Raw genomic sequence first — 12,457 nt, forward strand, 5'->3', positions numbered from 1 at the left:
GAAAAGTGAGAGAGGTCACCGCACCGGTGGCACGAAAGGACACTCCATGTTCGTCGCCCTTCGCGACCTGCGCTTCGCCCGGGGCCGGTTCATTCTCATCGGCTCGGTCGTGGCCCTCATCACCATCCTCGTCGGGTTCCTCAGCGGCCTCACCGGAGGGCTCGCCACCCAGAACATCTCGGCCATCCTCCAGCTCCCCGGCGACCGCATCGTCTTCTCGACGACCGCCGGCGAGAGCGCGAGCTACTCCGACTCGGCGATCACGAAGCAGCAGGCCGCGGCCTGGGCCTCGACGGCCGGCGTCACCTCGGTGCTGCCGATCGGTATCAGCCAGACCCGCGCCGAGGCGGGCGGCACTCGGGCAGCGATCGCCGTGTTCGGCGTGCAGCCGGGCTTCACCGGGGCCGCGCCCACGCAGAGCGGGCACGTGAGCCTTGCAGCTCCGGCCGCGAAGGCCCTCGGGGTCGAGGTGGGCGGCTCCGTGACGATCGGAGGCAGCGACTGCGTCGTCGACAGTGTCGACGGCGACGCCTGGTACAGCCACACCCCGGTCGTCTGGATGACCCTCACAGACTGGCAGGCCTACGCGGCGGCCACCGGCAGCCCCGACAGCTACGCGACCGTGCTCGCCGCATCCGGAACGCCCGACTGGGCCGCCGCCGACACGGCCACCGTGTCGATCTCGGAAAGCGTGGTGGGCTCACTCACCGCGCTCAGCGCGTTCCGCTCGGAGATCGGCTCGCTGCTGCTCATGGTGGCGATGCTCTTCGGCATCTCAGGTCTTGTGATCGGCGCGTTCTTCACCGTCTGGACCATGCAGCGACAGGGCGACATCGCCGTTCTCAAGGCGCTCGGGGCGAGTACGCGATCTCTTCGAACGGATGCGCTGGGCCAGGCCCTCATCGTTCTGGTCGCGGGCATCGGGGTCGGCCTCGGCATCGTGACCGCGCTCGGGCTGCTCGCCGGCTCCGCGCTCCCCTTTCTTCTGAGCCCCCTGACCACCCTGTTGCCCGGGGCGATCATGATCGTTCTCGGCCTCGCCGGAGCCGCCTTCGCGCTCCGCACCATCACCTCTTCCGACCCACTCACCGCTCTAGGGAGCACCCGATGATCCGCCTGAACGACGTCACCCTCACCTTCCCCGACGGCGAGAGCCGCATCACCGCGATCGACCACGTCTCACTCGTCGCGCATCCCGGCACCGTCACCGGAATCACGGGGCCCAGCGGCTCGGGTAAGTCGAGCCTGCTCGCCGTGGCGGCCACTCTCATCCGGCCCGACTCGGGCGAGGTTCTCATCGACGGGCTCGATGCCGGCCGGCTGAGCGCCGCGGAGGCGACCGAGCTGCGCCGCGAGAAGATCGGCATCGTCTTCCAGCAGTCCAACCTGATCCCGTCGCTCACGGCCCTGGAGCAGCTCGTCGTCATGAACGAACTCGGCGCACGGGGTACGCGGGCCGGCCGCCGGGGCCGCGCCGTCGCATCCGATCGCGCAGCGATGCTTCTGGATGCCGTCGGCCTGGCCGACCAGCGCCACAAACGGCCCCATCAGCTGTCAGGCGGGCAGCGGCAGAGGGTGAACATCGCCCGCTCGCTGATGAACGACCCGGCCGTTCTGCTGGTCGACGAGCCGACGAGCGCCCTCGACCAGGAGAGGGGCGCCGGCATCATCGAGCTCATCCTGCGGCTCACGGACGAGCTAGACACCAGCACCCTGCTCGTGACGCACGATCTCCTGCACCTGCCTCGGATGCACGGGGCGCTGCGCCTGGTCGACGGCGCGATGGTCGACGGTCGAGTGGCGGCGGCGTAGTCCCTGCCGTCGCCGCGCGGCGCCGAGTTGCAGAAAACGGCCGCCTCCCCGCAGAGGGAGGCGGCTATTTCGGGCAACTCGATGAGCCTGCGTCGCGACGCGGCCTACTTCGCGTCGGCGTCGACCTCCAGCTCGTCGAAGTCGTCGACTCCGGCGGCGGCGGCCTCGCGGCGGCGTGCACGCAGCGACGGGGCGACGAGCGCTGCGAGGATCGCGAGCACTCCGACTCCGGCCGAGGCCCAGAAGCCGATCGTGAACGCCTCGTCGGTCGGCGCGCCCTGGGCGGTCACGTTCGACGAGAGCAGGGCGGCGATGACCGCTGTTCCGATGCTGCTTCCGATCGTGCGGATGACCGTGTTCGCGCTGATCGCCTCGCTCGTCTGGGCGGCGGGGACGCTCTCGACGATGGCGTTCGACGTGGCGGCGAGCGCCATGCCGATGCCGATTCCGGTGAGGATGCCCGAGACCAGGATCTGCCATTCCTCGGCGTGGCCGAGCGCCGGGATGATGAAGGCGACCGCCACGGAGACGCCTCCGATGATCATGGGGATCTTCGGCCCGATCTTGCGGATCAGGGTGCCGGCCGCCACGCCGGACAGCACCATCGCGACGACGGTCGGCAGCAGGTAGAGCCCCGACTCGCTCACCGACTTGCCGAAGCCGTAGCCGAGCGCGCTGGGCAGCTGCAGAAGGGTCGGAACGAGGATGAAGGTGCCGAACATCGCGAAGCCGAACGCGAGCGCCACGATGTGAGCCGTCCAGACGCCGCGGTGCTGGAACAGGCGCATGTCGATCAGCGGCTCCTTCACCCGCAGCTCGACGAACACGAAGACCACGAGCGCGACGGCGCCGAGAACGAGCAGGCCCACGGTCTTGCTGTCGCCCCAGCCCCACTTCTGGCCCTCGCCGATGGCGAGCAGCAGCGCGACGAGACCGACAGACAGGATGCCGGTGCCCACCAGGTCGAGACGGCCCGGTGTGCGCCGGGTCGACTCCGGGATGCCGAAGATCGCACCGAGAAGGGCGATCGCCACGAGGATGGCCGGCAGCCAGAACAGCCAGTGCCACGAGAGCGCCTCGACGATGGGGCCGGCGGCGACGATGCCGACGCCCGCGCCGATGCCGAAGATGGCCGAGAGCAGACCGATCGTCACGCTGACGCGCTCCCTCGGCAACTCGTCGCGCACGATGCCGATCGAGAGCGGCATCACAGCGCCGGCTGCGCCCTGCAGCACGCGGGCCACGATCAGCACACCGAGGTTCGGGGCGAGGGCGGCAAGTACGGTGCCGACGAGAAGGAGTGCCAGCACGACAATGATGACCTTGCGCTTGCCGACCATGTCGCCGAGACGACCGAGGATGGGCGTGAGCACCGAGGCGGAGAGCAGATAGGCCGTGAGAACCCAGCTCGCATCCGAGGTGGCGACGCCGAGGTCGGATCCGATGGTGCCGAGCGCCGGTGCGACGAGCGACTGCAGCACGGCGAACGAGAGCCCGCCCAGCGACAGGAACAGCACGATCGCGACGGACCGGGACCCGGGCGTCTTGACGGCCGCGCCCGACTGAGCGCGGACGGACCCGGTCGACGGGCCCTGGGTGGTGACGGACATGACTCTCCTCGATGTAAGCACTTGCTGACTTGATGAGTATTCACCACTCGATGACCTCTGTCAACAATCGTTTACTTGCTGGCGGGGGCGCCGCTACAGTGGACGGAGGAGTTGATACATGAGCAACGAGACACAGTCGTCGACAGCAGACCTCGGCGAGGCCGCCCCGGGAGCGGACGGCGAACTGATCCGCTCCGGTCGCGATGCCACCGCAACGCGGCGAGCCCTGGTGCGCGCAGCCCGCCGCCGCTTCGCGACAGACGGCTACCGCGCGACGACCGTGAGGCGGATCGCCTCCGACGTGGGCGTGAACGTAGCCCTGATCAACCGCTACTTCGTCTCGAAGGAGGGGCTGTTCGAGGCCTGCATGCTGCGCACCTCCGACGAGCTCGAGACGCAGGCGTCCACGCCATCGAAGAGCATCGACGAGGTCATCGAGCGCCTCATCGAACACGTCGTCAACGCGCCCGACCGCGATGACCCGCTGCAGCTCCTTCTCCTCCTGCGCTCCTCGGGAGACGAGAACGCCGATCTCATCCGCCGCAGGACCCTCGAGCACTTCACCCGCCGGCTCGCCGCCGCGGCCGGCTGGAGACCCGACGATCGCGAGAGCGAGGCCATCCTGCTGCGCGCCCAGCTCGCGATCGCGACCTCGCTCGGTGTGGTGATGCTGCGAACCTCGGCCGCCGTGCAGCCCGTGGCCTCTGCCAGCGGCGACGACCTGACCGCACCCCTGCGGCAGATTTTCGGTGTGCTGCTCGGCCGATCCGAGCAGTAGGTACCCGCGCGGACAGCAGTTGCCGGCGCACCGGCAACTGCTGTCCTGAACGGCGACTACTGGCCCGCAGCCCCCAGGCGGCGGCGGAATGTCAGCACTCCGACGCCCGCCAGCAGGGCGAGCAGCGCGGTGGCGAACATCCATCCGGGGTCTGTTCCCGTTCGGGGCAGTTGGCCCGTGGCACCGGATGCGCCTGTCGCCGGGTCCGACGCCGTCGGCGCGGCGGGCACCGTCGGCGTCGGCGCGGGTGTCGGCTCCGGCTCGCCGACAGCGCTCACCGTGAGCTCGGCCTCCTCCGTGACCACCTGGCCGGCCGCGTTGGAGAAGACCGCCCGGTAACGCGAGCCGTCCTGGGAGTCCGTGACGGCATCCAGCTCGAGGACCGCTGGTGCGGGAGCGACCGCGAGCGCCGACGCCCCGGCCCCGCCGCCCTGAACGTCGGTCCACTCGGTCTCACCCGCGGCGAGCACCTGCCAGGTGGCTTCGGGCGCGGGATAGCCGGACGCTGTCGCCTCGAAGCGAACCGACTCGCCGACCGTCGCCGACGTGGCCGCCGGCTGCGTGAGCACGACGGGCGCCAGCGGCGTGACGGGCGGAGCCTCCTGCCCCGCGAAGTAGACCGGGGTGAAGGTCTCGAGACCCGCGTCGCGCTGGCCGTGGGCTCCGATCGTGAGCACGCCGCAGCGCACACTGCCGTCGAGGCAGTCGACCTGCTCCGATCCCGCGGTGAACCGTGCGGCGGTCACGAGGCCGTCGACCGTGAACGAGCCGTTCGACTCGAAGAGCGCGTTCGCGGCACCGGCCGTGCCCGCTCCGGGCCACGCGATGAAGCGCTGGTTCTCCTCCCCGTCGATGTAGGCGTAGCCGCTGCCGTGCGTTCCACCCTCCGAAGGGAAGGTCTCGACATAGCCGAAGAGCACGTAGAGGCCCGACTTGTTCGTGCCCTTCGTGAAGTTCGAACCTGCGACGCTGAGAACCGCGGAACCGTCGGCCGCGAGCTCGACGGCCGGAGAGACCGTCGTGTACGCGCCGGCGGCGTTCGGCGTTCCGGTGATCGACCCGTCGGCATGCACGGTGGGCGTCACGACGCTCAGGGCGACGGCGTTCGAGGCCGTGGTGCCGTGGTCGTTCGTCGCCACGGCTCGGATGCGGGCGGCCTCCCGCGCATCCGGAATCACGAGCCGGGTACCGGTCGCCTGCTGGCCGTCGACGATCACCGGCTGCCAGGCCGAGTCGATCTCCTGCTCCCAGGTGACGACCGGTTCGGGATTGCCCGAGATCAGCACCTGGAACACCGCCTCGTCGCCCGGCTCGAGAGTGACGCCGACGGGCTGCTGCACGAACGCCGGCGCCGAGAGCACCGTCGCCGTCGCGACCTCGGATGCGACGGTGCCGGTCGACGACGTGACGACCGCCCGGTAGGCGGTGCCGTCGTCGGTCGGTGTCACGGGGAGTTCGAGAACGGCCGATGTCGCGCCCTCGATGTCGGCGAACGCGGTCTGGCCGACGGGCTTGGACTGCCAGCGCACGGTCGGCTCGGGCGTTCCGGTCGTCTCGACCGAGAAGCGCGCCGTGGTCGCTCCCGTTGCCGTGTCGACGACGACGGACACGGGCTGGGAGGTGATCTCGGGGACGGTTCCTGCGAATGAGTAGCGCTGGATGCCGCCGAGGCCGTCGGCCGTGCGGATCTGCAGGTAGAGAGAACCGTCCGGTCCGATCGTGAGCGCCTGCGGGTTGAAGCCGTTGATCAGCGGCAGCTCCTGGGTGCCCACGAGCGCGCCATCGCGGAACGCGAGGAGGCGCTTGGCCGACAGATTCGTGGTGAGGGTGAGTCCGGTGGCCGGGTCGCCGACGACCGTGGGCGACGCGTAGACGTTGCCGCCGACATCCAGCGTGAATTGGTCGCCGGCCACAGCGGCACCGTCGATGAGGGACACCGGACGGAAGGCGCCGACCGCCGACGTCAGCAGCACCGACCCGTCGGCGGCCGCCGATGCGCTTCCGTAGCCCGCGCCGAAGGGGTCGTCGACAGGCTCGGCGCCGTCGATCGCCTCGACCCGGATGCCATCGGCCGCGTCACCCGTGCCGGTCACGATGTGGAACGCAGGGATTGGAGTGACGGTGAGATTCGACCAGTCCTCGGGGCCGGTGTACACGGAGCCGCCGCCTGCGAGCACTGCGCTGCCGTCGGGGAGGAACGTGAGATTGGTTGAGAGGCCGGAGAGACCGAACGGCATGGCTACATCGAGGCTGCCTTCATACTCTGCGCGGAGGTCGGCCGGAATGTCGAGTGCGGACACGACGCTCGTCCACCCCGAGGACGCGGAGCGGAAGATCGTGAACGAACTCTGCGGATCAGCGAAGCTGAAGAGACCGGAGACGACGGCCAGTTCACGGTTCACGGGGTTCCAGGCGAACGAGGTGATCTCTGCGCTCCCCAATCGCACGGCGCCCGGGGGAAGGTTACCGATGGGCTCGGTGTCGAAGGCGAGGGTGCCGGGGTTCCACACCGATCGGTTGACGATCACCGTCTCGGCGGTCACCGACGGCCAGAAGACCGCGCCCGTCTCGGCATCGAACGCGGTGCGGATCATCGCGATGGAGTCGCTCTCTGGAATGACGAGTGCCTCTCCCCGAGGCTCGAGGGTGATGGGGTCGGCGGCGATGAACGAGTGCTGCTTGACGCCGACCTGGCCCGTCGCGCCCTGCACGATCACCACGGTCTGGCCGTCGGCGGTCGGGTAGGCGACCCGAGTATTCGACTCCTTCTTGTCGGAGACCCACTGGGCACCAGCGGTGTAGACCGGCGCTCCCGGGCTGTCCCATCGCTCCTCGAGGTCGGGTGCACCTCCCGGGCCTGCGTAGTCGATCGTCACCGGGTCGAGCGGGGTTCCGGCGGGGTAGGTGACGAAGTCGGATGTCGCGGCACTCGGAATGGCCGGCCAGAGGGTGCGGGTTTCGCTGGTTTCGAGCGCAACCTCGGCGATGTCGAGGGTGGCGAGATCGACTCCTGTCTTCGTCTCGATGCCCGCTGCCGGGTCCCCTTGCAGGCGCCCTGCCCAGTCGCCGCGTATGACCTGGCCGTCGGGGCCGATCTCGACAGAGAAGTTGCCGTAGCGCGTGTCGAGCTGGCAGTAATCCTCGCAGTATCCCTCGAAGTGCACGCTTCCGGCGAAGGTGAGCATGGTCGTCTGCGTGGCCGAGTCATAGCTGCCCGAGGTGAGCGGGAACGAGTACAGGCCGTCGGCGGTGCGCGTGGCCCCGTCTTCGACCGTGGTGAAGTCGGCGCCGACGTACTTGCGCCAGGACTCCTTGATCCCCCACGTCATGGTGCCTTCGGTGATGGAGACCGCGGTCGGAGAGGCATCGGCCGCGTCCGCTGTTGCGGCGGCGTTCGCAGCCGCGTTCGCGGCCGTCGGAACCACGAGGCCCGACAGGAGGGCGGCGGCGGCCGTCGCGGTAAGGAGGAGAGAGTGGAACGGGTGCGTGGTTCGGGTCGGAATGGTTGTCACGATCGCACTTCTTTTGGGGTCGAGGGCGCACGAATGCGCAGAGGAGAAAGCAGATAGAGGGACTCGCAGCTGAAGGGGCAAGCTGACGCGTCCCCGGCGGCGACGGCCGCCGGGGACGCTTTCGATCAGGAGAAGGCGATGTCGGCGGAGACCGACGGGAACGACCCGCTCGAGTGGTTGTCGGTTACAACGACGCGGCACAGCGTGGTACCGCAGTTGAACGTCTCCGGCTGACCAGGAATCACACCGTAGTGCGCGTTGGTTAGAAGGCGCTTGACCGTGCCGGACTGCGTGACGGTGCCCCCGGTTCCGGTGAACTCCGCGCCGATGTACTGGCACGCCGGGGCGATGGCGGGCACACCCACATTGCCGTCGGAACACAGGCCGACGCGGTAGGTGTGCCCCGCCTCGGTGCCGTTCACCGTGACGGTGGTGGTGTAGCCGGCGGCCGGGCCGGAGCTCGGCGAGACCGTGACGCTCGAAATGGCCGAGGCAGACAAAGGAGCGGCCAGGGCGATCCCGGCGGCCGCGACCAGAGCCGCGAGCGACCCGATGACTCGGCGGCGACGGCCTGTGGCGACGCGGGGATGAGTGAGAATTGACATGGTTGTCGACCTTTCACGGTGTGACAAAGCACTGCTGCCTCGTCTGAACGGACCGCGCGCACCATCTGGCGAGCGCGACTCGAGGGGCTGCAGGGCTGCCGGGGTGAGGGATCCTTCACGACACTCACCCCGGCCCGCTTACACGGATCAGTCACCCTCGAAGTTTGGTTAGGCTAACCTAAGCTCAAGGTAGTGCACACCGTGCGTCGGTGACAAGAGCGAACGCCGAGAACCCTCGCTCGCATCGTCACGCCGCTGGGTCCGCAGCCGTGCGGCGGGTCATGCTGCGCGCATCCGGCCGTTAAAGCAAGGGTCGGATCACGATTCGATTCGAGACCGCAGGCTGATCGAATCGGGGGCACCGCGCCGCCGGTCGAAGGAGACCAGCATGTACTTCCACGTTCAGGAATGGATCAACGACATCGCCGAGGACGAGCCGGACCCTGCGGCCGCGAACGCCCTGCAGGAGGGTCTCGGCGGGCAGTTCGGCGAGATGCGCACCATGATGCAGTACCTGTTCCAGGCGATGAACTTCCGCGGTCCCGCCGCGAAGCCGTATCGCGACCTGATCCAGGGAGTCGGCACCGAGGAGATCAGCCACGTCGAGCTGATCGGCACCACCATCTCGCGGCTGCTGGATGGGGCGCCCGGATACAGCGGCAAGCTGACCGACCCGCTCGACACCCCGGGTGCAGGCGGTGCGACTCCTCTGAACATCGCCCTCGATCACGGCAACATCCACCACTATCTGGTGGGCGCTCAGGGCGCGCTTCCCGTCGACTCGGCGGGAAACCCATGGCTGGGCAGCTACGTCTACAACTCGGGCAACCTCGTGCTCGACCTGCTCTACAACCTCATGCTCGAGTCGACGGGTCGGCTGCAGAAGACGCGCATCTACGAGATGACCGCCAACAAGACGGCGCGTTCGACGATCGCGTACCTGATCGTGCGCGACCAGGCCCACGAGAACGCCTACGCCAAGGCGCTCGAGACGCTCGGCGTCGACTGGAAGAAGACGCTGCCGATTCCCAAGACGAACGCCGAGCAGTTCCCCGAGGTCAAGAAGCTCGTCGACCTCGGCCTGCAGAGCAAGCAGTTCACCTTCGACCTGAAGGGCGAGTCCGAGGCCGGCCGCATCTTCCAGGGGGCGTCGCCCTCGAACGACGGCACAGACCTCGACGGAAGCGAGCAGGCCCCGATCGGTACGCCCTCGTTCATCGCGCCGGAGCGCCTCGAGGAGTTCTCGCCCGGGCTCGACCCCGAGCTGCTCAAGCTGATCCAGGCCACGGCCGAGCAGGAGCTGGCGGAGGTCAACGCCTTCTACGGCCCGACGGCGAAGTAGCAGCCGGTCCGACGTTCGACAGGATGAATCGACGACACTCCGGTGTTCGTCACGTGACACACCGACGATGTCTCGATTCATCCTGTTGAACGGTTCGAGCACGACTTCGTACACTGAATCCGTGAGCACTGCACTCGACGACGGGCCGTTCTTTCACGGCACGAAGGCCGACGTGAAGGTCGGCGATCTTCTCGTGACGGGACGCCGCTCGAACTACCGCCCCGAGATAGTGATGAACCACATCTACTTCACGGCCCTTATGAACGGAGCCGGCCTCGCGGCCGAGCTCGCCGCCGGAGACGGGGCTCCGCGCGTCTACGAGGTCGAGCCGACCGGCGAGTTCGAGAACGATCCCAACGTCACCGACAAGAAGTTCCCGGGCAACCCCACCCGTTCGTATCGCAGCACCGCACCCCTCCGGGTCGTCGCCGAGGTACTCGACTGGCCTCGACTCACGCCCGACGAGCTGCAGGCGTGGCACAACCGCCTGGCCATACTCCGCGCCGACGAGCGAGGTGAGATCATCAACTGATCGCCGCTCAGCCCGCCGGGTACTCCCCTGCCTCGAGGTCTGCGATCAGGCCCGGATGCGTGGGCTCCCACCCGTAGGTCTCGCGAGTCCAGGCGCTCGTGGCCGGCTGGTCCATCGCGAAGATCTCACCGAGCGGGCCGATCGTCTCGGCGGGCACCTGCCGCACCGGCAGATCGAGCTGCGCGCCGATGACGGTCGCGATCTCGAGCATGGAGTCACCCTCGTCGCCGACCGCATTCACCGAAGTGCCGGGCTCGCCCTTCTCGATCATCAGCCGGAACAGCGACGCGGCATCCCGCCGGTGCACCGCCGGCCAGCGCTGCGTGCCGTCGCCGACGTACGCCGACACCCCCGACCGCCTCGCCGCGTCGATCAGAAGCCCTGCGAACCCGTAGGAGACGTATCGTTCGTGCACCGAACGCGGCAGGCGCACGGCCGAGGTGCGCACGCCCTGCGACGCGAGATCCAGGATGCGGCGGGCATTGATTCCCCGGCCGCCCACGGGCCCGGTGGTCGACAGCGGGTCGTGCTCGGTCGCCATCCGGCCGTTGGAGAAGGTGGTGCCCGACACGATCGAGAACGGCTTGCCGGTGCCCACCAGGGCGGCGCCGATGGTGTCCATCGCGAGGCCCTCCTCGGCGATGCTGCGCTCGAGGTCTGAGAAGTCGTTGCTGAAGGCGAGGTGGATCGAGCCGTCGGTCTCGGATGCGGCCGCCGTCAGCACATCGAGGTCGCCGAGCCCGCCGCGCGCGGCCGTTCCGCCCGCCGCCTCGACTTTCGCAGCGGATGCCTCGGTGCGGGCCAGGCCCAGCACCTCGTGTCCGTGAGACACCAGCTCCTCGACGACGACCGATCCGATACCGCCCGATGCTCCGGTGACGAAGATGCGCATGACCTGCTCCTTTGTGATGGGACTCTTGTCTCATCACAGTAGCACCGCGATGGGACAATTGTCCCGTCGCTAGACTGTGGTCATGCCTCGTTGGGAACCGGACGCTCGTGAACGCTTCGTCGCCGCGGCCCTCGAGCTCTTCACCGATCAGGGCTACGACGAGACGACCGTCGCTCAGATCGCAGAACGCGCGGGTCTCACGAAGAGCACGTTCTTCAGGCACTTCAGCGACAAGCGCGAGGTTCTCGCGGCCGGGCAGGAGACCCTCTCGCGCCTGCTCGCCGACGGCGTGAACTCGGCTCCCGCCGACGCATCCCCCCTCGCAGCGGTCGCCGCCGGCCTCGCCAACGCGTCCTCCGCCATGACTCCTTTTAATCGCGAGCTCGGTCCACGCCTCGAGGCCGTCATCGCGACCAGCGGCGAGCTGCAGGAGCGCGCGGTGCTCAAGCGCGTCGGCATGGCGGCCGCGATCGCCGATGCCCTGCGCGACAGGGGTGTCGACGAGTCGTCGGCCTTCATGGCCGCCGAGCTCGGCGTGCTCGCTTTCAAGGTGGGCTTCGACGAGTGGATCTCCGACGACAGCGAGCAGAGCCTGGGCGCGCTGACGTCGGCCGCGCTCGACCGCTTCAGGGTGGCGATGACGCAGCTCGACTGATTGACTTCACGTCATGCAGGCAATGCCGTTCGTCGCGACTCGCATCGACGCGATCGTCTTCGATGTGATCGGAACCCTCGTCGACGAGGACGAGACGTGGGCCACGGTCTCTGCGCAGCTCGCGAAGGAGGCGGGTATCAGCGAGCCGGCACGGCTGAACGCGCGCTGGGTCGAGCTCCTCGACGAGCGAATGAACGCCGTGATCTCGGGGGATGCTCGCTGGCAACCGCACGGTCGGCTCGTGAGCGACTCCGCCGCAGAGGCGATCGCACGCCTGGGCGGCAGAACGTCGGCGGCGACCTCGACGCTCGTGGAGTTCGTGGACCGGGAGTACCCGGCGTGGCCCGACGTCGCACGCGCGACCGCCGCCCTGAGACAGAACCGCCTCGTCGCCGGCGTGAGCAATGGCGACCTCGATTCTCTTGCTCGCCTAGCGAACACCAACTCGATCAGCTGGGACATCGCACTGTCCACCTCGGCCGTGCAGACCTTCAAGCCCGCGCCGGCCGCGTATCGCTTCACCATCGAACAGCTCGGCATCGACCCGCAGCGGACCCTCTTCGTCGCGGCCCATCCATGGGATCTGAGAGCCGCCGCGCTGCACGGGTTCCGCACCGCCTATATCGCCCGGCCGGGCGCGGAGCGACCCTCGAGCGAGGATCGATTCGACCTGGAAGCGGAGGATCTGGCCGCCCTGACGCGACTCCTCGACTGATCGC

The 12,457-nt window shown here is 68.6% G+C and carries 11 protein-coding genes; 7 read left to right on the top strand and 4 right to left on the bottom strand.

All coding sequences use genetic code 11. The features are described from left to right. Positions 1–46: 46 nt before the first annotated feature. Both QCD70_RS09280 and QCD70_RS09285 read left to right on the top strand, forming a co-directional pair. Entirely contained in the window at positions 47–1,111 is a 1,065-nt protein-coding gene (locus QCD70_RS09280) for an ABC transporter permease (protein ID WP_301215390.1), read from the top strand. Further along, on the top strand, positions 1,108–1,812 hold the full coding sequence (locus tag QCD70_RS09285) for an ABC transporter ATP-binding protein (protein WP_301215392.1): 705 nt from the start codon (positions 1,108–1,110) through the stop codon (positions 1,810–1,812). The genes QCD70_RS09280 and QCD70_RS09285 overlap by 4 nt, the downstream gene beginning before the upstream one ends. Positions 1,813–1,916: 104 nt before the next feature. On the opposite strand, the gene QCD70_RS09290 is transcribed toward QCD70_RS09285, so the two are convergent. Next, positions 1,917–3,422 carry an MFS transporter gene (locus QCD70_RS09290; RefSeq protein ID WP_301215394.1) on the bottom strand — a complete coding sequence of 502 codons (1,506 nt, stop codon included), beginning with the start codon at positions 3,420–3,422 and terminating at the stop codon, positions 1,917–1,919. Between the two features lie 118 nt (positions 3,423–3,540). Between QCD70_RS09290 and QCD70_RS09295 the strand changes: the two genes are divergently transcribed. Continuing rightward, positions 3,541–4,200 (top strand): TetR/AcrR family transcriptional regulator, encoded by a 660-nt coding sequence (locus tag QCD70_RS09295; protein WP_301215395.1) that lies wholly within the window; start codon positions 3,541–3,543, stop codon positions 4,198–4,200. Positions 4,201–4,256: 56 nt separating this feature from the next. On the opposite strand, the gene QCD70_RS09300 is transcribed toward QCD70_RS09295, so the two are convergent. Together QCD70_RS09300 and QCD70_RS09305 are read right to left on the bottom strand one after the other, a co-directional pair. After that, positions 4,257–7,712, bottom strand: a complete 3,456-nt coding sequence (locus QCD70_RS09300; RefSeq protein ID WP_301215396.1) for an HtaA domain-containing protein — start codon at positions 7,710–7,712, stop codon at positions 4,257–4,259. Positions 7,713–7,837: 125 nt separating this feature from the next. Next, entirely contained in the window at positions 7,838–8,317 is a 480-nt protein-coding gene (locus tag QCD70_RS09305; RefSeq protein ID WP_301215398.1) for a neocarzinostatin apoprotein domain-containing protein, read from the bottom strand. A gap of 388 nt (positions 8,318–8,705) precedes the next feature. Between QCD70_RS09305 and QCD70_RS09310 the strand changes: the two genes are divergently transcribed. Continuing rightward, positions 8,706–9,659, top strand: coding sequence for a manganese catalase family protein (locus tag QCD70_RS09310; RefSeq protein WP_301215400.1), 954 nt, complete (start codon positions 8,706–8,708; stop codon positions 9,657–9,659). Between the two features lie 121 nt (positions 9,660–9,780). Further along, positions 9,781–10,191 carry an NAD(+)--rifampin ADP-ribosyltransferase gene (arr, locus tag QCD70_RS09315; RefSeq protein WP_301215401.1) on the top strand — a complete coding sequence of 137 codons (411 nt, stop codon included), beginning with the start codon at positions 9,781–9,783 and terminating at the stop codon, positions 10,189–10,191. 7 nt (positions 10,192–10,198) lie between these two features. On the opposite strand, the gene QCD70_RS09320 is transcribed toward arr, so the two are convergent. Continuing rightward, complete coding sequence (locus QCD70_RS09320; protein ID WP_301215402.1) at positions 10,199–11,083, bottom strand: SDR family oxidoreductase; 885 nt, start codon at positions 11,081–11,083, stop codon at positions 10,199–10,201. Between the two features lie 82 nt (positions 11,084–11,165). Between QCD70_RS09320 and QCD70_RS09325 the strand changes: the two genes are divergently transcribed. Together QCD70_RS09325 and QCD70_RS09330 are read left to right on the top strand one after the other, a co-directional pair. Beyond that, positions 11,166–11,738: a TetR/AcrR family transcriptional regulator gene (locus QCD70_RS09325; protein ID WP_301215404.1), complete on the top strand. Its 573-nt coding sequence runs from the start codon at positions 11,166–11,168 to the stop codon at positions 11,736–11,738. A 13-nt stretch (positions 11,739–11,751) separates the two neighbouring features. Beyond that, positions 11,752–12,453 (top strand): haloacid dehalogenase type II, encoded by a 702-nt coding sequence (locus QCD70_RS09330; protein ID WP_301215406.1) that lies wholly within the window; start codon positions 11,752–11,754, stop codon positions 12,451–12,453. Positions 12,454–12,457: the final 4 nt, after the last annotated feature.

It is taken from the genome of Agreia sp. PsM10 (genome assembly GCF_030433855.1).
Taxonomy (GTDB): domain Bacteria; phylum Actinomycetota; class Actinomycetes; order Actinomycetales; family Microbacteriaceae; genus Agreia.

Bases quoted from the DNA above. Each gene is read 5' to 3' on its own strand.
- QCD70_RS09280 (WP_301215390.1), top strand. From the start codon at position 47: ATGTTCGTCGCCCTTCGCGACCTGCGCTTCGCCCGGGGCCGGTTCATT.
- QCD70_RS09285 (WP_301215392.1), top strand. From the start codon at position 1,108: ATGATCCGCCTGAACGACGTCACCCTCACCTTCCCCGACGGCGAGAGC.
- QCD70_RS09290 (WP_301215394.1), bottom strand. From the start codon at position 3,422: ATGTCCGTCACCACCCAGGGCCCGTCGACCGGGTCCGTCCGCGCTCAG.
- QCD70_RS09295 (WP_301215395.1), top strand. From the start codon at position 3,541: ATGAGCAACGAGACACAGTCGTCGACAGCAGACCTCGGCGAGGCCGCC.
- QCD70_RS09305 (WP_301215398.1), bottom strand. From the start codon at position 8,317: ATGTCAATTCTCACTCATCCCCGCGTCGCCACAGGCCGTCGCCGCCGA.
- QCD70_RS09310 (WP_301215400.1), top strand. From the start codon at position 8,706: ATGTACTTCCACGTTCAGGAATGGATCAACGACATCGCCGAGGACGAG.
- QCD70_RS09320 (WP_301215402.1), bottom strand. From the start codon at position 11,083: ATGCGCATCTTCGTCACCGGAGCATCGGGCGGTATCGGATCGGTCGTC.
- QCD70_RS09325 (WP_301215404.1), top strand. From the start codon at position 11,166: ATGCCTCGTTGGGAACCGGACGCTCGTGAACGCTTCGTCGCCGCGGCC.
- QCD70_RS09330 (WP_301215406.1), top strand. From the start codon at position 11,752: ATGCAGGCAATGCCGTTCGTCGCGACTCGCATCGACGCGATCGTCTTC.